Source organism: Acetobacter fabarum (assembly GCF_040702925.2).
In the GTDB taxonomy this organism is placed as follows: Bacteria; Pseudomonadota; Alphaproteobacteria; order Acetobacterales; family Acetobacteraceae; genus Acetobacter; species Acetobacter fabarum_B.
The window spans coordinates 231,083-249,134 of sequence record NZ_JBFCXX020000002.1; the positions used below are offsets into that span (position 1 = coordinate 231,083).

17 protein-coding genes and 1 tRNA gene are annotated in these 18,052 nt (G+C 56.9%); all 18 read left to right on the forward strand.

Annotated features, from left to right (window positions below; genetic code table 11):
* The first annotated feature begins 202 nt into the window (after positions 1–202).
* The 18 genes from lon to AB2L51_RS03560 all read left to right on the forward strand — a co-directional run bounded on the left by lon (position 203) and on the right by AB2L51_RS03560 (position 18,052).
* Positions 203–2,704 (forward strand): endopeptidase La, encoded by a 2,502-nt coding sequence (gene lon, locus AB2L51_RS03475; protein WP_395581276.1) that lies wholly within the window; start codon positions 203–205, stop codon positions 2,702–2,704.
* Positions 2,705–2,846: 142 nt separating this feature from the next.
* Positions 2,847–3,134, forward strand: coding sequence for an HU family DNA-binding protein (locus tag AB2L51_RS03480; protein WP_086637932.1), 288 nt, complete (start codon positions 2,847–2,849; stop codon positions 3,132–3,134).
* Between the two features lie 87 nt (positions 3,135–3,221).
* Positions 3,222–3,296: transfer RNA gene (locus tag AB2L51_RS03485), tRNA-Val, on the forward strand.
* A gap of 211 nt (positions 3,297–3,507) precedes the next feature.
* Entirely contained in the window at positions 3,508–3,873 is a 366-nt protein-coding gene (locus AB2L51_RS03490) for an NADH-quinone oxidoreductase subunit A (RefSeq protein ID WP_166112258.1), read from the forward strand.
* Positions 3,874–3,887: 14 nt separating this feature from the next.
* Positions 3,888–4,451: a NuoB/complex I 20 kDa subunit family protein gene (locus AB2L51_RS03495; protein WP_025826157.1), complete on the forward strand. Its 564-nt coding sequence runs from the start codon at positions 3,888–3,890 to the stop codon at positions 4,449–4,451.
* Positions 4,444–5,103, forward strand: a complete 660-nt coding sequence (locus tag AB2L51_RS03500) for an NADH-quinone oxidoreductase subunit C (protein ID WP_086645430.1) — start codon at positions 4,444–4,446, stop codon at positions 5,101–5,103. The genes AB2L51_RS03495 and AB2L51_RS03500 overlap by 8 nt, the downstream gene beginning before the upstream one ends.
* Positions 5,103–6,386 carry an NADH-quinone oxidoreductase subunit D gene (locus AB2L51_RS03505; protein WP_395581275.1) on the forward strand — a complete coding sequence of 428 codons (1,284 nt, stop codon included), beginning with the start codon at positions 5,103–5,105 and terminating at the stop codon, positions 6,384–6,386. The genes AB2L51_RS03500 and AB2L51_RS03505 overlap by 1 nt, the downstream gene beginning before the upstream one ends.
* Positions 6,383–7,018, forward strand: a complete 636-nt coding sequence (locus AB2L51_RS03510; RefSeq protein WP_395581274.1) for a complex I 24 kDa subunit family protein — start codon at positions 6,383–6,385, stop codon at positions 7,016–7,018. The genes AB2L51_RS03505 and AB2L51_RS03510 overlap by 4 nt, the downstream gene beginning before the upstream one ends.
* A gap of 11 nt (positions 7,019–7,029) precedes the next feature.
* Complete coding sequence (gene nuoF, locus AB2L51_RS03515; RefSeq protein WP_395581273.1) at positions 7,030–8,358, forward strand: NADH-quinone oxidoreductase subunit NuoF; 1,329 nt, start codon at positions 7,030–7,032, stop codon at positions 8,356–8,358.
* A gap of 5 nt (positions 8,359–8,363) precedes the next feature.
* Positions 8,364–10,445, forward strand: coding sequence for an NADH-quinone oxidoreductase subunit NuoG (gene nuoG, locus AB2L51_RS03520; RefSeq protein ID WP_395581272.1), 2,082 nt, complete (start codon positions 8,364–8,366; stop codon positions 10,443–10,445).
* 5 nt (positions 10,446–10,450) lie between these two features.
* Positions 10,451–11,482: an NADH-quinone oxidoreductase subunit NuoH gene (gene nuoH, locus AB2L51_RS03525; protein WP_395581271.1), complete on the forward strand. Its 1,032-nt coding sequence runs from the start codon at positions 10,451–10,453 to the stop codon at positions 11,480–11,482.
* Entirely contained in the window at positions 11,479–11,967 is a 489-nt protein-coding gene (nuoI, locus tag AB2L51_RS03530; protein ID WP_095349420.1) for an NADH-quinone oxidoreductase subunit NuoI, read from the forward strand. Before nuoH ends, nuoI begins: the two co-directional genes overlap by 4 nt.
* A gap of 36 nt (positions 11,968–12,003) precedes the next feature.
* A complete protein-coding gene (locus AB2L51_RS03535) occupies positions 12,004–12,717 on the forward strand; it encodes an NADH-quinone oxidoreductase subunit J (protein WP_395581270.1) in 714 nt (237 codons plus the stop codon).
* Complete coding sequence (nuoK, locus tag AB2L51_RS03540; RefSeq protein ID WP_179290120.1) at positions 12,714–13,037, forward strand: NADH-quinone oxidoreductase subunit NuoK; 324 nt, start codon at positions 12,714–12,716, stop codon at positions 13,035–13,037. The genes AB2L51_RS03535 and nuoK overlap by 4 nt, the downstream gene beginning before the upstream one ends.
* An 8-nt stretch (positions 13,038–13,045) precedes the next feature.
* Positions 13,046–14,986, forward strand: coding sequence for an NADH-quinone oxidoreductase subunit L (gene nuoL, locus AB2L51_RS03545; protein ID WP_395581269.1), 1,941 nt, complete (start codon positions 13,046–13,048; stop codon positions 14,984–14,986).
* A 62-nt stretch (positions 14,987–15,048) separates the two neighbouring features.
* Positions 15,049–16,491 carry an NADH-quinone oxidoreductase subunit NuoN gene (gene nuoN, locus AB2L51_RS03550; protein ID WP_395581268.1) on the forward strand — a complete coding sequence of 481 codons (1,443 nt, stop codon included), beginning with the start codon at positions 15,049–15,051 and terminating at the stop codon, positions 16,489–16,491.
* The gene (locus AB2L51_RS03555) at positions 16,488–17,237 is read left to right on the forward strand and encodes a biotin--[acetyl-CoA-carboxylase] ligase (protein WP_395581267.1); all 750 of its coding nucleotides are present in this window, start codon (positions 16,488–16,490) and stop codon (positions 17,235–17,237) included. Before nuoN ends, AB2L51_RS03555 begins: the two co-directional genes overlap by 4 nt.
* Before the next feature lie 2 nt (positions 17,238–17,239).
* A complete protein-coding gene (locus AB2L51_RS03560) occupies positions 17,240–18,052 on the forward strand; it encodes a type III pantothenate kinase (RefSeq protein ID WP_395581266.1) in 813 nt (270 codons plus the stop codon).

The window sequence follows — 18,052 nt, forward strand, 5'->3', positions numbered from 1 at the left end:
GCAGGTTAGATTTTAGCGTAAGCAGCACGAGCGGGGCGCCTGTTCGTGCTGTTCTTGCCTCTGCCCTATTGTTCCGGGTTGTGGGCATAACAACATAAGAGAAACACGGGGGTGTTCCCTTTTGGGGGTACCTTCTTCAGTGCAGGGGTATGCCGCTTGGCGGGTGCCCCGCACCGATCGTCCTTATCGGGAGGTCATGACGATGGCTGATAACGAAAAACCGGCACCACGGCGCAGGCGCAAGAACGATCAGGCAGTTTCGGCCGTGCCCGAACAGTCTGTTCCTGCGGTTGATGCAACTGTTACGGAAACCCATACCAAGTGCGCCCATGTGGCAGTTCTGCCGCTGCGCGATATTGTGGTTTTCCCCCACATGATTGTTCCGCTGTTTGTCGGGCGGGAGAAATCCGTACGGGCTCTGGACTCGGTTACAAAAGACGACCGGCACATTCTGCTGGTAGCCCAGAAAGACGCAGCACAGGATGACCCCACACCTGATGATATTTATCGGGTTGGTACGTTGTCCACTATCCTGCAACTGCTCAAGCTGCCCGACGGCACGGTCAAGGTGCTGGTTGAAGGGGTTCGCCGTGTGCGCGTCAAGGCGCTGCATGAGGTCAATGGCCACTTCGAAGCCGATATTGAGGAAATGCCAGCCGAGGCTGCCATTGGGCCGGAAGCCGAGGCGCTGGGACGCTCCATCGTGTCGCAGTTTGAGCAGTATATGAAGCTCAACAAGAAAATTGCGTCCGAAGTGCTGGTCTCGCTTAACCAGATCAATGATCTGTCCAAGCTTGCAGATACGGTGACGAGTCACCTCTCGCTCAAGATTTCCGAAAAGCAGGAAATTCTGGAGGCCCCCACCGTGCAGGGGCAGCTGGAAAAGGTTTTCGGCCACATTGAAGCAGAAATAGATGTGCTTCAGGTGGAAAAGAAAATCCGCAACCGTGTCAAACGCCAGATGGAAAAGACACAGCGCGAGTACTATCTGAACGAGCAGCTCAAAGCCATTCAGAAAGAACTCGGCGAAGGCGAGGACGGTAAGGACGAAACGGCCGAAATTGAAGAGCGGATCGCCAAGACCAAGCTCTCCAAGGAAGCGCGCGAAAAAGCCGTGAGCGAGTTGAAGAAGCTGCGCGGCATGAGCATGATGTCCGCCGAGTCCGGGGTTGTGCGGAACTACCTTGACTGGATTTTGAGCATTCCGTGGAAAAAGCGGACCAAAGTGCGCCATGATCTGGTTGAGGCGGAAGAAGTTCTGGACGCCGATCATTACGGGCTGGAAAAAGTCAAGGAACGCATTCTGGAGTATCTGGCGGTTCAGAGCCGCTCGCAGAAACTCAAAGGACCGATTCTCTGCCTTGTCGGGCCTCCGGGTGTGGGCAAGACCTCCCTCGCGCGTTCCATCGCCAAGGCAACGGGGCGGCATTATGTGCGCATGTCTCTGGGGGGCGTGCGGGATGAGGCCGAAATTCGCGGGCACCGCCGCACCTATATCGGCTCCATGCCCGGCAAAATCATTCAGGGGATGAAAAAGGCGAAGGTGTCTAACCCGCTCTTCCTGCTTGATGAAATCGACAAGCTGGGTTCCGACTGGCGGGGTGACCCGGCATCGGCCCTGCTGGAAGTGCTGGATCCTGAACAGAATGGCACGTTCGCTGACCATTATCTGGAGGTCGATTACGACCTGTCCGATGTCATGTTCGTGACTACGGCCAACAGTCTGGATATGCCCCAGCCGCTGCTGGACCGCATGGAGGTTATTCGTCTTTCCGGTTACACGGAGGATGAAAAGGTCGAGATCGCCAAGCGCCACCTCATCAGCAAGCAGATTGAGGCGCATAACCTCAAGCCGGGTGAATGGTCGATCAGTGAGGACGCTCTGCGTGACGTTATCCGGTATTACACGCGTGAGGCCGGTGTGCGTAACCTTGAGCGTGAACTGGCCAAGCTTGCCCGCAAGGCGGTGAAGGAGATTGTGACCGGTAAGGCCAAAAAGGTCGCGGTTACGGCGCGTAATCTTGAAAAATACGCAGGTGTGCAGCGCTTCCGCTACGGTGAGACCGAGGCGGAGGACATGGTCGGTGTTGTAACCGGTCTGGCCTGGACCGAAGTGGGCGGGGAAATCCTGACCATTGAGAGCGTTATGGTGCCGGGTAAGGGTGGCATTGTCGAAACCGGCAAGCTGGGTGACGTCATGAAGGAGAGCATCTCTGCGGCGTTCTCTTTTGTGCGGAGTCGGGCGGCCAGTTTTGGAATCGTGCCAACAATCTTCGACAAGCGCGGTTTTCATGTGCATGTGCCCGAGGGTGCGACTCCTAAGGACGGTCCTTCTGCCGGGGTTGCCATGGTGACATCTCTGGTAAGTGTTTTGACCGGCATTCCCGTTCGTCGTGATGTTGCCATGACGGGTGAAATAACACTCAGAGGGCGTGTTCTGGCTATCGGAGGGCTGAAGGAAAAGCTTCTGGCTGCTGTTCGTTCGGGTATTCGCACGGTGTTTATTCCGCAGGAAAACGAGAAGGATCTGGCGGAAATTCCTGACAGCGTGAAGAAGAATCTGGAAATTGTACCCGTTTCGCATGTGGACGAAGTTTTGGCCCGTGCACTGGTCAGCCAGCCTCAGCCGATTCACTGGGAAGAGGTGCCTGAACCAGTGCCCGCCAATGGTACTCAGGCGGTTGCTCCAGTGCTGCCGCATTAACCAAAATGCACGAGAAGAGCGAAGTTTGCGTTTGCTTGGTTGACGTAGGAAAAAACGGCTTCATAGTGCGTTCAGGCAGCGGAGAGGCGGACGAAACCCGCCCGCCGCTCCTACTGAATTGAAAGAAAGTGAAAGGCGTAAGATGGAGAAGCCGCTTAACAAGCAGGAGCTCGTCTCAGCAGTAGCAGAGGCCGTTGACCTGCCGAAGGCTAAGGCCGGAGAAGTGGTCGACGCCGTATTCGGTGCGATTGAAAAAGCTCTGTCCACAAAGCAGGAAGTGCGTCTGGTGGGCTTTGGCACGTTTGTGACCGCAACCCGCAAGGCTGCCAAAGGCCGTAACCCCCGTACCGGCGAGGAAATTGACATTCCGGCTTCTACCTCTGTCCGTTTCAAGCCGGGCAAGGCACTGAAGGACGCGGTTAGCAAATAATCCTCCTTCGGATTTTATTTCAGAGCGGCCGACAATTTCTCTAAAAAAGAGGTTGTCGGCCGTTTTGTTTTATGACACATAGGGCGCGGGCGATTAGCTTAGCGGTAGAGCATCTCGTTTACACCGAGAGGGTCGGCGGTTCGATCCCGTCATCGCCCACCATTTCCAACACTGTGTGTTGTGGAGCGGAATAATTTATTCTGCTCATGGCTTCCTCCTCCGGGTAGGGAGCTTTTTTTTCGCCAAATCATTTTATTCACAACAAAGTGGCCGCGACCATACGCGTTCGTGCATGGCCGTCAGCATTTTGCGGGTCTAGGGTGACTGCATCAAACGGCTTATTACAAGCCTTTCATGCGTGCGGGAATTTTCCATGCAGTCTGTTCTAGGCGATTATGCCCCGGTTCTGATTTTTGGTTGCGTATCGGTTGTTATCGCGGCCGCAATGCTCGGTATGGCTCTGTTGAGCGGGCACCAAAAACCATATCCTGAGAAGCTCACGGCGTATGAGTGCGGGTTTGGCCCTTTTGATGATACCAGACGCCGCTTTGATGTGCGGTTTTATCTGGTGGCCATTCTGTTCATTATTTTCGATCTGGAGGTCGCATTTCTGTTCCCCTGGGCCATCAGTCTGGGGCGGATCGGGCTGTTTGGCTTTTTGTCCATGCTTGGCTTTCTGGCCGTGCTGGGGATCGGCTTTTTGTATGAATGGCGCAAAGGCGCGCTGGACTGGGATTGAGAGAGGACGCCAGCATGACCACACATCACGACGAAAACGCCATTATGTGGAACAGGGAGGCTCTGCCGCCAGGACCTGAGCAGGATGCGGTGGTGCGCGGCATTACCGGTGTTCTGGCTGAAAAGGGCTTTGTGGTTGCAAGTCTGGACAAGCTGGTGAACTGGGGGCGCACGGGCAGTCTGTGGCCCATGTCCTTCGGGCTTGCGTGCTGCGCGGTGGAAATGATCCACGCGTATATGCCGCGTTATGATCTGGACCGCATGGGCATTATTCCACGCGGGTCGCCCCGTCAGTCTGATGTGATGATTGTGGCAGGCACACTCACCAACAAAATGGCCCCGGTATTGCGCCGTCTGTATGAGCAGATGGCCGAGCCGCGCTGGGTTATTTCCATGGGGTCATGTGCCAATGGCGGGGGGTATTACCATTACTCCTACTCCGTTGTGCGTGGGTGTGACCGCATTGTTCCCGTGGACGTGTATGTGCCGGGCTGCCCGCCAACGGCCGAGGCGCTCATTTACGGCATTATGCTGCTCCAGAAAAAAATTCGTCGGACAGGGACAATTCTCCGTGGCTGATATTTCAGTAAATCCAAGGCAGGCCCGGCTGGAAGGGCAGTTGTCCTCTCTGGCGTTTACGTTTCTTGCCTCCCAGCCCCATGTGTCTTACGCGGCGGTGGAAAAGGGCGAACTGGTGGTGCACACAACGCGTGAGCATCTGGTGCCGTTCCTTACCCTTTTGCGTGATGACCCGCGCTATAGGTTCGAGCAGTTGATGGATCTGTGCGGTGTGGATTTTCCTGCCCGTGCCCAGCGGTTCGAGGTGGTCTATAACCTGCTGTCGGTTACCTATAACCGCCGTATCCGGGTTGTGGTCTGCACGGATGAATATGCGGCGGTGCCCTCGGTGCATCATCTCTGGCCATGTGCAACGTGGTGGGAGCGTGAGTGCTATGACCTGTTTGGCGTGCTGTTCTCCGGCCAGCCTGATCTGCGCCGTATCCTGACCGATAACGGGTTTGAGGGGCATCCGCTTCGCAAGGACTTCCCGCTGACCGGGTATGAAGAGGTCCGTTACGATGCGGAACGCAGGCAGGTTGTTAAAGAGCCTGTTTCGTTAACGCAGGATTTCCGTGATTTCGATTTTGTTTCTCCATGGGAAGGCATGCTGACCCTGCCGGGAGATGAAAAAGCGCACGAAGTCCGGCAGGGTATGAAGAGGTCCTCCTGATGACAAAACAGGATAACACCGAATCTCTTACGTTTGCGCAGACGATCCTGCGCGAAGATATTCCCCAAAGCCTTTTACCAGATGATAAAGCTCTGGAAATTGAGAAGAAGGTTGTCGAAATTGACTCCCACGCTCTCAATTTTGGTCCCCAGCATCCGTCAGCTCATGGCGTGTTGCGTCTGGTGCTGGAAATGGAAGGGGAGCTTGTCGCCCGTGCCGTGCCGCATATCGGCCTTTTGCACCGGGGCACGGAAAAGCTGATTGAATACAAGACGTATCAAAAAGCATTGCCGTATTTTGACCGTCTGGATTACGTCTCCCCCATGTGTGAGGAGCAGGCGTTTGCTCTGGCCACGGAAAAACTGCTGGGTATTGATATTCCAGAACGCGCCAAGTGGCTGCGCGTCATGTTTGCGGAAATTACCCGTATTTTAAACCATATTCTCAATCTGACCGCTATGGGGCTGGATTGCGGTGCGGTGACCCCGGCCTTGTGGGGATATGAAGAACGCGAGAAACTTCTGGAGTTTTACGAAGCCGCATCCGGTGCGCGCTTCCATGCCAATTACTTCCGTCCCGGCGGTGTTGCGCGGGATATACCGGCAAGTCTGGAAGACCGGATTGGGGTATGGGCCAAGGAGTTTCCCGTCTGGATTGATGAGCTGGAAGGCCTGCTGACCGAAAACCGGATATGGAAACAGCGCACGGTTGGTATTGGCGTTTTTACAACCGAGCAGGCTCTGGCCTGGGGGTTTAGTGGCCCGTGCCTGCGGGCATCTGGCGTGCCGTGGGACCTCAGACGCAACCAGCCTTATGATAACTACCATAAGGTGGATTTTAATGTGCCCGTGACCCGACAGGGTGATTCGTACGACCGCTATCTGGTACGCGTTGCCGAAATGCGTGAAAGCGTCAAAATTATCGAGCAATGCCTGAGCCAGATGCAGCCGGGTGACATTAAAATACAGGACCCCAAGTTCAGCCCGCCCCCAAGAGCGGACATGAAGCGTTCCATGGAGGCCCTGATCCATCACTTCAAGCTGTTCAGCGAAGGCTACCATGTGCCAGCGGGCTCCACCTACACGGCGGTGGAAAGCCCCAAAGGGGAATTTGGGGTCTATCTGGTGGCTGATGGCAGCAACCGGCCGTATCGGTGCAAAATCCGGCCAACGGGTTTTGCGCATCTGCAGGCCATAGATGAACTCTCACGCCGCGGTATGCTGGCGGACATGGTGGCCATTATCGGGTCGCTTGACCTTGTGTTTGGGGAAGTTGATCGATGAGCACAGCCTGGACACCGGCAGAACAGCCGGACAGCTTTGTATTCGATTCTGCATCGGAGGCGGAAATTGCTGGTGTTGTCAGCAAGTATCCGGAGGAGCGCAAGGCAAGCGCTGTTATGCCCCTGCTCTATATTGCGCAGCGGCAGATGGGCCGGGTCACCGGGAGTGCCTGGGTACCCGTGGCGGCCATGGATGTTATTGCCCAGCGTCTGGGTATGGCGGCCATGCGGGTTTACGAAGTGGCGTCTTTTTACACCATGTTCAACACGCGCCCGATCGGGCGTTACCATTTGCAGGTCTGCACCACCACGCCGTGCTGGCTGCGTGGCTCTGATGATGTGGTGGAAGCGTGCCAGAAAGCGACAGGTATCCAGCATTTTGGAGAAACCAGTGCAGATGGCCTGTTTACCATGACAGAAGTGGAATGCCTTGGTGCCTGCGCCAATGCTCCAATTCTGCAGGTTGATGATGATTTCTATGAAGATATGAACGCCGAACGTACGGCACAGGTCATAGCCGAGTTGCGGGCAGGGCGCAGGCCCACGCCCGGCCCCATGATCGACCGCAGTGTTTCGGCCCCCGAGGGTGGGCGCAAAACGTTGCTATCATCCTCCACGGCGGATCAGGAATAGGAGAGACGGCCATGCTGGCTGACAAGGACCGGATCTTCACCAATCTTTACGGGCAGAATGACTGGCGGCTGGAGGCAGCCCGCAATCGGGGCGACTGGGCCAACACAGCGGATATTCTTGCCAAAGGTCGGGATGCTATTATTGCGGAAATGAAGGCTTCTGGCCTGCGTGGGCGCGGTGGGGCGGGTTTTCCCACTGGGTTAAAATGGTCGTTCATGCCTAAACAGTCCGATGGGCGGCCGCATTATCTGGTTATCAATGGGGATGAATCCGAACCCGGCACCTGCAAGGACCGGGAGGTTATGCGCCATGAGCCGCACAAGCTGATAGAAAGCGCTCTGATCGCATCTTTTGCGATGGGGGCGCATGCGTCCTACATTTACATCCGTGGGGAGTTCTGCCGCGAGGCCGAGCGGCTACAGGCAGCTATTGATGAAGCCTATGCAGCAGGGCTGCTTGGTAAAAATGCAGCAGGCAGTGGCTGGGATTTTGATTTCCGTATCCATAGAGGGGCAGGTGCCTATATCTGTGGTGAAGAAACCGCCTTGCTGGAAAGTCTGGAAGGCAAAAAGGGTCAGCCCCGCATGAAGCCGCCATTCCCCGCAGGGGTAGGGCTTTATGGCTGCCCAACCACAGTCAATAATGTGGAAAGCATTGCGGTTACGTCCACCATCATGCGGCGTGGGGCTGCCTGGTTTGCCGGGCTTGGCCGCCCGAATAACGCGGGTTCCAAGCTCATGGCCATTTCCGGCCACGTCAACACACCCTGCGTGTTTGAGGAAGAGCTGGGTGTGCCGCTCAAGGAAATCATAGAGAAGCACGGCGGCGGTGTGCGTGGAGGATGGGATAACCTTCTGGCGGTTATTCCCGGTGGGTGTTCTGTGCCGCTGCTACCCAAATCGGTCTGTGAAACCGTTCTGATGGATTACGACAGTCTGCGTGCCGAGCATTCCGGCCTTGGTACGGCCTGTATGATTGTTATGGACAGATCGACCGATATTATAAAAGCCATTGCAAGGTTCTCAAAGTTTTTCAAACATGAAAGCTGTGGCCAGTGCACTCCCTGCCGCGAAGGCACGGGCTGGATGATGCGCATGATGGACCGGATGGTGCAGGGGCGTGCGGATATTGAAGAAATTGATCTGCTTGAACAGGTCACACGGCAGGTTGAAGGGCATACGATCTGTGCGCTCGGCGATGCCGCGGCATGGCCCATACAGGGGCTGATCCGGCATTTTCGTCCGGAAATGGAAGAACGGATCCGCCAGTACAAGGCCGCATATGGCAGTACCGGGCTGGTGCAGGTTCCCGCCGGTGGCGTTCCGGCAGCAGTGGAGTAACGGCAATGGTCAGGGTAATTGTTGATGGTACGCCAGTGGATGTGCCTCCCGGTTCCAGCGCGTTGCAGGCCTGTGAGGCCGCAGGCAAGGAAATCCCGCGGTTCTGTTACCACGAGCGCCTGTCTGTTGCGGGTAACTGCCGTATGTGTCTGGTGGAAGTAGCGCGAGCGCCCAAACCTGTTGCTTCCTGCGGGTTTCCCGTTGCGGACGGCATGCAGATTTTTACGGACACCGAAGTGGTGCGCCGCGCCCGCCGGGCCGTTATGGAATTTCTGCTGATCAACCATCCGCTTGACTGTCCGATCTGTGATCAGGGTGGGGAGTGCGATCTACAGGATCAGGCCTACGGTTATGGCTCTGGTGTTTCGCGCTACAAGGAAGATAAGCGTGCCGTAACGGACAAGGATCTGGGGCCGCTGGTTAAAACGGTCATGACCCGCTGCATCCAGTGCACACGGTGTGTGCGCTTTAGCACGGAAGTTGCAGGCACCCCCGAATTGGGTCTGGTGTCACGTGGGGAAAATGCCGAAATCACCACATATGTGGAAAAAGCCCTGACCTCTGAACTCTCGGGGAACCTGATTGATGTCTGCCCGGTTGGGGCGTTAACAGCCAAGCCGTCAGCTTTTCATGCCCGTTCATGGGAATACAAGAAGACTGACAGTATTGATGTCATGGATGCGCTGGGCACAAATATTCAGGTGCAGGCCCGCGGCGGGGAAGTCATGCGGATTGTCCCGCGTGTGAATGATGAGGTGAACGAAGAATGGCTGTCTGATAAAGGCCGTTTTTCCATTGATGGCCTCAAGCGCAAACGGCTGGACAGGCCGTGGGTGCGGGTTCATGGGAAAATTTCTTCTGTTTCATGGAAAGATGCGCTCATAGCTCTTGCGCGCCGGTTTGATGGCGTTCCGGGCGACAGGATTGGCGCCATAGCCGGTGATCTGTGTGATGCGGAAAGCCTGTGTGCCATAAAAGACCTTTTGCAGAGCCTCGGTTCTTCCAATCTGGATTGCAGGCAGGATGGTGCCTGGTACGATACAAGTGCGCGTGCGGGCTATCTGTTTAACAGTGATATAAGCGGGATAGATCAGGCTGATGCACTGTTGCTTGTCGGCACCATGCCCCGGCACGAAGCTCCGGTACTGAATGCGCGTATTCGCAAGCGCTTTGTGGATGCTGGCCGGGGTGGTTTTCCCATTGGCATGATCGGCACGCCCTCGGCGGACATGACATATGACGTGACCGTTCTGGGGAACGGGCCGGATGTGCTGGCGGATATTCTAAGTGGGCAGAATGCGTTTGCCGAAGTTCTGCAAAACGCCAAAAACCCCATGATCATTGTAGGCCACTCAGCCCTGACCCGGCGTGATGCGCCCGCAATTTACGCCGCCTGCCGTGAACTGGCCCATGCCTGTGGCGCCATAATGCCCGAATGGCAGGGGCTGAACATTCTGCACACGGCGGCGTCCCGTGTTGGGGCGCTGGATCTTGGTTTCCTGCCCGGCCCGCATGGGTGCGATGCCGCCAGCATGCTCCGTGGCGGGGTGGAAATTTTGTGGCTGCTGGGGGCGGATGATGTGCAGCTTGATCGCATCCCGCCGGAAACATTTGTCGTGTATCTGGGCCACCATGGGGACGCCGCCGCACAACGGGCGGATATTATACTCCCCGGCGCAGCCTATACCGAAAAACCGGGCACATATGTCAACACGGCAGGGCGGGTACAACGTGCTTTCCGCGCTGTGTTCGCTCCGGGGGAAGCGCGGGAAGACTGGCGGATTATTCGGGCTTTTTCCGAAGTGCTGGGGCACACTCTGCCTTACGACACGCTGGAGCAGTTGCGGGCGCACATGGCGCAGGTTAACCCGGTTTTTGCCATGAACGGTGGCAGTACGCAGCGTCTGGCGGGCACAACGGCCGGGCAGGCCACGCCAGCAAGCGGACAGGCGGGTGAACTTATGCCAGCTCCGTTCCGTCCTGTTATTCAGGATTATTACCAGACCAACGTTATAAGCCGCGCCAGCCAGACCATGGCTGAGTGTTCAAAGGTTTATGGCGTGGCGCCTGCGGTTGCAGCGGAGTAAGGGCAATGGCACATTTTTTCTACCAAACCCTTGTGGGCCAGATCCTGCTGATGCTGCTGGAAACACTGGCGGTACTGGTGCCGTTGCTGATTGGTGTTGCCTACCTTACGCTGATGGAGCGCAAGGTTATGGCCGCCATGCAGCGCCGCCGGGGACCGAATGTGAACGGTGCCTTTGGTCTGTTGCAGGCCTTTGCCGATGCGATCAAGATGATTGTGAAGGAAACGGTTATTCCCGCAGGGGCCAACCGTGTGCTGTTCCTGTTTGCACCTTTCCTGACCTTCTCGCTCGCCATGGCAGCCTGGGCGGTTATTCCGACAGGGAACGGGCTGGCGGTTGCCGACATCAATGTGGGTATTCTGTACCTGCTCGCCATGTCCTCCCTTGGGGTTTACGGCATGCTTATTGCGGGGTGGGCCTCCAACTCGCGCTATGCGTTTCTGGGGGGCTTACGCTCTGCCGCGCAGATGGTTTCTTACGAGGTGTCCATCGGGCTGGTGATTGTGTCTGTCCTGCTGGCGGTGGGGAGCCTGAACCTGAACGATATTGTGCTGGCGCAACGGCATGTATGGTTCTGTGTGCCTATGTTCCCCATGTTCATCGTGTTCTTTATTTCGGCTCTGGCGGAAACCAACCGAGCACCGTTCGACCTGCCCGAAGGGGAGAGTGAACTGGTTGCGGGCTTTTTTGTGGAATATTCGTCGCTCGCCTTTGGCCTGTTCTTTCTGGGCGAATACGCGAACATGATCCTCATGTCCTCCATGGTCAGTATTCTGTTCCTGGGGGGCTGGCTGCCGCCTCTGGGCATTGCACCGCTGACATGGGTACCCGGCCCGCTCTGGCTGATCTTTAAAATCCTGTTCTGCCTGTTTGTCTTTATCTGGGTGCGCGCCACGTTCCCGCGCTATCGCTACGACCAGCTTATGCGGCTGGGGTGGAAGGTGTTCCTGCCTTTCTCGCTGCTGTGGATGATCGGCACGGCCGGGTTCCTTATGGCAACAGGCCTGCTGCCTCACATGGGAGGGGTAAATTCATGAGCGCTCTTGGCACCACATTGCGGTCTTTTCTGCTCAAGGAACTGGCTGCGGGCATGGTTTCCACGTTCCGTATGATGTTCCAGCCCAAAGTTACGCTGAACTACCCGTACGAAAAAGGGCCGCTGTCCCACCGTTTCCGGGGTGAGCATGCCTTGCGGCGCTACCCCAATGGGGAGGAGCGCTGCATTGCCTGCAAGCTGTGCGAAGCCACATGCCCTGCAGAGGCCATTACAATTGAAGCCGAACAGCGTGACGATGGTTCCCGCCGGACCACACGCTACGACATTGACATGACAAAATGCATCTACTGCGGTCTGTGCGAAGAGGCCTGCCCGGTGGATGCGATTGTTGAAGGCCCGAACTATGAGTTCGCCACGGAAACCCGTGAAGAACTGATGTACGACAAGGGCAAGCTGTTAGCGAATGGGGACCGCTGGGAATCCCTGCTCGCACGGAGGCTGGAACTCGATGCACCGTATCGTTGAGCAGATGCAGACCACGCCAGGGCAGGAGGTTGGCCAATGATGGCACAGCTCGTTTTTTATGTTTTTGCGGCGGTATTGCTGCTTTCGGCCTCCATGGTCATTAGCGCACGTAACCCGGTTCATGCGGTTTTGTTCCTGATCCTTGGCTTCTTTAACGCGGCGGGGCTGTTTCTGGTCGCTGGTGCCGAGTTTCTGGCCATGCTGCTGGTCATTGTCTACGTGGGAGCGGTGGCGGTTCTCTTCCTGTTTGTGGTGATGATGCTGGACATAGATTTCAGCCGCCTGCGTGAAGGGTTCCAGCGTTATGCCCCTCTGGGGGTGTGCATTGGGGGTGTGCTGCTGGCCGAACTGGTGATGGCCTTCAGCAACTGGCGTATGGTCCCTGCGGGTGTGGTCGCACCTTTGGCCGTGCAGCCGGGGCTGACCAATACCGCCGCCTTGGGCACGGTCATTTACACGCATTATGTGCTGCTGTTCCAGGCCTGCGGGCTGGTTCTGCTGGTCGCCATGATTGGCGCCATTGTGCTGACCCTGCGTGATACGGCCACAGGCCGCCGCCAGAATATTGGCCGCCAGCATGCACGCACACGTGAAGAAACGCTGGAGCTTGTTAATCTGCCACTTGGCGAAAACGTGTTTGAGCAGGGAGGTTTCCTGCGGCCCAAAGGCTCCTATTACGAAATTGCGGTTCCCGGCTCCTATGGCGCGGGTGAGCCGGAAAAGACGGAAACTGAGGAGAAAGGCGCATGAATACGGCAATCGCGTCTGTAGGGCTGGGGCCTTACCTGTTTGTCAGTGCGGCCCTTCTGGTTCTGGGGGTGTTCGGGATTTTTCTGAACCGCAAGAACATTATTGTCCTGCTCATGTCCATGGAACTGATCCTGCTTTCCGCAAACCTCAATCTGGTTGCGTTTTCCTCGGCTCATGGGGACCTGTCGGGGCAGGTCATGGTGCTGTTCGTGCTGACCATTGCTGCTGCCGAAGCCGCCATTGGTCTGGCTATTGTTACGGTTTACTTCCGTAACCGCGGCTCCATCCAGGTCGAAGACGTGACGATGATGAAGGGATGAGCAGCGTTATGCAAACAGAACTCACTCTGTTTTCCGTTGCCGTGCTAACGCCTCTGGCGGGGGCGGTTGTGGCGGGCCTTGGTGGCCGCTTTATGGGGGATACCCTCGCCAAGGTTGTAACCATTGCCTGTATGGCGGTTGCCGCCCTGTGCAGTGTGGGTGCGCTGTGTGAGGCTTGGCTTGGGGGTTTTCCCCACGCTGCTGTTCCGCTGGCGCAGTGGGTGCATGCCGGGGGCTTTGACGCAACATGGACCCTGCGGTTTGACACACTCTCCGTGACCATGACCGCCATGGTGCTTGTGGTCTCGCTGCTCGTGCATTGTTACAGCATTGGCTACATGAGCCATGAGAGCATGCCAACCTACCGGTTTTTCTCCTACCTTTCGCTCTTCACCTTCGCCATGCTCATGCTGGTCTCTTCCAATGACCTGATCCAGCTTTTCTTTGGCTGGGAAGGTGTCGGCTTGGCCAGCTACCTGCTGATTGGCTACTGGTACGACCGTCCGGCCGCTACGGCTGCGGCCATCAAGGCTTTTGTGGTCAACCGTGTGGCGGACCTGTTTTTTATTGTTGGCATTGGCCTGATTTACGTTCTGTTCCATTCGGTGCAGTACGATACCATTTTTGCTGCCGTGCCTGCGGTGCTTGACACCCCTTATACGCTCTGTGGCGTTTCCTTCCGGATGCTGGAAGTCATCTGCTTCCTGCTGTTTGTCGGGGCTATGGGCAAGTCGGCTCAGTTGTTCCTGCACACATGGCTACCCGATGCCATGGAAGGCCCTACACCTGTCTCCGCCCTTATTCATGCGGCTACCATGGTTACGGCGGGTGTGTTCCTTATGGCGCGTATGTCGCCATTGCTGGAGTTTGCGCCGGGTACGCGCATTTTTGTTATTCTGATCGGGGCAACAACCTGCTTTTTTGCCGCAACCGTTGGCATGGTGCAGCCTGACATTAAGCGGACCATCGCCTATTCTACCTGCTCGCAGCTTGGCTACATGTTCGCAGCCGTTGGGGTGGGGGCGTATCAGGCGGCGGTATTCCACCTGACCACGCATGCGTTCTTTAAAGCGCTTCTGTTCCTTGCCGCTGGTTCGGTCATTCATGCCATGCATGATGAGCAGAACATGTTCCGCATGGGCGGCCTGTGGAAAAAACTGCCCGTTACCTATGTTGTCATGTGGCTGGGCAGTCTGGCGCTGGCCGGGGTTTATCCGTTTGCCGGGTACTGGTCCAAGGATGCCATTCTCAACGCGCTCTGGGCGTCCGATGCCTCCTATAGCCATTACGCATGGGCCATGGGCAGCATTACCGCGTTCCTGACAGCGTTTTATAGCTGGCGGCTCCTGTTTCTGGTCTTTCATGGCAAACCGCATGATGAGCATGCCCGTGATCATGCGCATGAAAGTCCGGCGGTTATGACCGTGCCGCTGCTGGCGCTGTCCATTGGTGCGGTTGTGGCCGGTATGGCGCTGGCACCGTTCTATATTGGCGCGCATCAGAGTGCGTTCTGGAACGGGGCGATCATGAATGCGCCTGCCAACCACATTATGGAGGCGTTTGAGCACGTGCCTGCGCTTATTGCGCTGCTCCCCAGCCTTGCGGGGCTTGCGGGTATTGCGCTGGCGTTTGTGCTGTATGTGAGCGCACCGCATGTGCCGGCCGCACTGGCCCGCAGTTTTGGGCCGGTTTACCGGTTTCTGCTTAACAAATGGTATTTTGACGAATTGTACGACAGGATTTTCGTACGCCCATATGCAGCACTGGCCCGTGTGTTGTGGAAAGGGGCGGATGAAGGGGTCGTGGAAGGTCTGCCGCTTGATATCGTGCGTGCCACGCGGGATGGCGCGTTGCAGGCGGTCCGGCTCCAGAGCGGTTCCATTGCCATTTATGCCTTTACCATGCTGGCAGGACTTGTGGTGCTGCTGACAGTTGCGCTGTGCGGGTGATTTAGCATGACCAACGCCATTCCGACCCAATCCTCTTCCTATCCTCTGCGGAGTGCGCAGCGATGAGTGTGACAGTGTTCAACTGGACCGTAGCCCTGCCTGAAATTATGCTTGCCCTGTCGGGTATTGTCATTCTGGTGGCCGGTGTACTCCAGCGGAAAGGGGAAGGGTTTTTCCCCGCCGCCATACTCAGTCTGGCGGCCTTTCTGGTCTGCGGTTTTCTGGTTGTGTTGTCTCCTTCGGGGGCAGGGTATGCAGGGACCTTTGTGAATGATGGCTTTGCCCGGTTCATGAAGGTGCTTATTCTGGCAGGCGGCTTTGTGGCCGTGGCGCTGAGCGTAAGCTACCGTACTGCTGCGCGGCAGCCCCTGCCGTTTGAAACCCCGGTGCTCATGCTGTTTTCCACGCTGGGGGCCATGCTTATGGCGTCCTCAGCCAATTTGATGACACTGTTTGTCGGGCTGGAACTCTCCTCGCTGTCCATTTACATCCTGTGCGCTCTGGAACGGGATAATGTTCTCTCGTCTGAAGCGGGGATGAAGTATTTTATCCTCGGTTCTCTGGCGTCGGGCCTGCTGCTGTATGGCATCTCGCTTGTGTACGGGTATGCGGGCACCATGGAGTATGCCGGGCTGGTCGATGCGGTCCGGGCCGCGGCCATGCCTCCCATGGGTCTGGTCGTGGGTATTGTCTTCATTGTTGTGGGCTTGTGCTTCAAGCTTTCTGCCGTGCCGTTCCATATGTGGACGCCCGATGTGTATCAGGGCGCGCCAACACCCGTTACGGCATATATGGCCGGGGCACCCAAGTTTGCAGCTTTTGCCCTGTTCCTGCGCGTTATGGCCGGGCCATTTGGCTCCGTTGCTCCCCGTTGGCAGATACTGGTGGAAGCGGTCTCTGTCCTGTCCATGGTTTACGGGGCTTTTGCGGCTATTCCGCAGACCAATATCAAGCGGCTCATGGCTTATTCCTCCATCGGGCATATGGGTTACGCCATGATGGGGCTGGCAGCGGCTTCCACAGCCGGTACGCAGGCCACGCTTATTTACCTTGCCGCCTATTTTGTTATGAATGCCGGTGTTTTTGCAGGCATTACGGCCATGCGCCGCAACGGACGGGAAGTGAACTCCATTGCGGATCTGGCGGGCCTTGGGCGCTCGGACCCGGCTATGGCGCTGGCTCTGGCCGTGTTCATGTTCAGCATGGTCGGCGCGCCACCTCTGGCTGGCTTTTTTGGCAAGTTCATGGTTTTTGCCGCAGCATGGCAATCCGGCCTTTACGTGCTGGTGTGCATTGGCGCATTGTCCAGCATTGTCGGAGCCTATTATTATCTGCGGATTGTAAAAGTTATGTATTTTGATGCGCCAGCCCATGCGCTGGACCGCCCCGCACCCAGCCTTCTGTTTGTTTCGGGCGGGATGGGTGTTGCAACTGTTGTTTTTGCTGTTGTGCTTGGGCCAATTATGTCTGTGGCGCATCAGGCCGCACTTGCTCTGGCTGGATGAGCGGGCAGGGTGATTTCTGGCGGCTCACCTGTTTTGATGAGCTGCCATCGACCTCCGATTATTGCCTGAACGCCTGCCGTTCGGGCAACCCTGTTGCCGGGCTTGCGGTTCTGGCCCGGCGGCAGACCAAAGGTCGGGGCAGCCGTGGCCGTACATGGCTGGATGGCGGGCAGGGGCTGGCACTCAGTGTTGTGCTGGACGGCACACAGGCCGGGCCGGAAGCGCTGGGGGGCTGGCCTTTTGTTGCGTCCCTCGGGTTTTATGATGGGCTTTTACGTGCGCAGCCTGCTGCCCGGCCCCACCTCATGATCAAATGGCCGAACGATATCCTGCTGGACGGGTGCAAGATGGGGGGTATCCTCATCGAGCGGGAGGGATCTTACGTTCTTGTTGGCCTTGGGGCCAATCTTGTTTCGGCTCCTGATCCGGGCGTGCTGGAGCGCACGGTGGCCTGTCTTGCGCAATGTGGTTCAGTCCCGGATGTGGAGGTTGTGGCCCGGTATGTGCTGGACGCGCTTGCGTTCTGGTCTGATCAATGGCGGCAGAAAGGCTTTGCCAGCATTTGCGCCGCCTGGCTGGAAAGGGCGCATCCTGTTGGGACCCCCCTTGTCGTTCAGGGCGGGACTACTTATGAGAAAGGGCTCTTTGCAGGTCTGGCACCAGATGGCCGCCTGCTGCTGGACACGGAAGGTGGCATGAAGACCATCGCAACAGGGGATATTCTGCTTATGGAAAAGGGCGCATAGGCGTGCTACTTGTCATTGATGCAGGGAATACCAATGTTGTATTTGCTGTACACGACGGCGAAAAATGGCGTGGTGTATGGCGGATTACCATGCAGCCCCAGCGGACTTCGGATGAATATGGGGTGTGGCTGCAAGCGCTGCTGAAAACGCAGGGTCTGGCCTCTGATGATATTGAAGGGGCTGTTATCGGTACGGTGGTGCCCGCAGCCCTGTACCATTTGCGCACTTTATGCCGCCAGTGGTTTGCTGTAGAGCCATTGCTGGCCTCCGCCCGGCTGGACTGGGGGTTTGCCATCAAGATGGACAACCCCGATGAAGTCGGGGTGGACCGTCTGCTCAACGGTCTTGCCGCCCATTACACCTATGGGGGTCCGTTGACGGTTATAGATTTTGGAACGGCCACCACGTTTGATGTGGTGGATCAGGAGGGAAGTTACTGTGGCGGTGTTATTGCGCCCGGCATCAATCTGTCGGTCGAGGCATTGCATCAGGCTGCGGCAAGACTTCCCCGTATTGGTATTGGTCGCCCCGTAGGGGAATCCGCTATTGGGCGGAATACAGTTGCAGCCATGCGCTCAGGTGTGTTCTGGGGGTATGTAGGATTGATCGAGGGGATCGTTGAGAGGATCCGCCGTGAAGTGGGGCCTTCCATGAAGGTGCTCGCAACAGGTGGTCTGGCTCCGCTCTTCTCGGAAGGGACAACGGTCTTTGACCATGTGGATTCAATGCTGACCCTTAACGGGTTGCGCTTGCTGGCGGGGCGGAACCCCCTGCCAAAACTGACAGTAGAACGAGATTTTTTGGCTGAAGGATAA

Coding starts and splice junctions, on each gene's coding strand:
- lon (WP_395581276.1), top strand. CDS start 203: ATGGCTGATAACGAAAAACCGGCACCACGGCGCAGGCGCAAGAACGAT.
- AB2L51_RS03480 (WP_086637932.1), top strand. CDS start 2,847: ATGGAGAAGCCGCTTAACAAGCAGGAGCTCGTCTCAGCAGTAGCAGAG.
- AB2L51_RS03490 (WP_166112258.1), top strand. CDS start 3,508: ATGCAGTCTGTTCTAGGCGATTATGCCCCGGTTCTGATTTTTGGTTGC.
- AB2L51_RS03495 (WP_025826157.1), top strand. CDS start 3,888: ATGACCACACATCACGACGAAAACGCCATTATGTGGAACAGGGAGGCT.
- AB2L51_RS03505 (WP_395581275.1), top strand. CDS start 5,103: ATGACAAAACAGGATAACACCGAATCTCTTACGTTTGCGCAGACGATC.
- AB2L51_RS03510 (WP_395581274.1), top strand. CDS start 6,383: ATGAGCACAGCCTGGACACCGGCAGAACAGCCGGACAGCTTTGTATTC.
- nuoF (WP_395581273.1), top strand. CDS start 7,030: ATGCTGGCTGACAAGGACCGGATCTTCACCAATCTTTACGGGCAGAAT.
- nuoG (WP_395581272.1), top strand. CDS start 8,364: ATGGTCAGGGTAATTGTTGATGGTACGCCAGTGGATGTGCCTCCCGGT.
- nuoH (WP_395581271.1), top strand. CDS start 10,451: ATGGCACATTTTTTCTACCAAACCCTTGTGGGCCAGATCCTGCTGATG.
- nuoI (WP_095349420.1), top strand. CDS start 11,479: ATGAGCGCTCTTGGCACCACATTGCGGTCTTTTCTGCTCAAGGAACTG.
- AB2L51_RS03535 (WP_395581270.1), top strand. CDS start 12,004: ATGATGGCACAGCTCGTTTTTTATGTTTTTGCGGCGGTATTGCTGCTT.
- nuoK (WP_179290120.1), top strand. CDS start 12,714: ATGAATACGGCAATCGCGTCTGTAGGGCTGGGGCCTTACCTGTTTGTC.
- nuoL (WP_395581269.1), top strand. CDS start 13,046: ATGCAAACAGAACTCACTCTGTTTTCCGTTGCCGTGCTAACGCCTCTG.
- nuoN (WP_395581268.1), top strand. CDS start 15,049: ATGAGTGTGACAGTGTTCAACTGGACCGTAGCCCTGCCTGAAATTATG.
- AB2L51_RS03555 (WP_395581267.1), top strand. CDS start 16,488: ATGAGCGGGCAGGGTGATTTCTGGCGGCTCACCTGTTTTGATGAGCTG.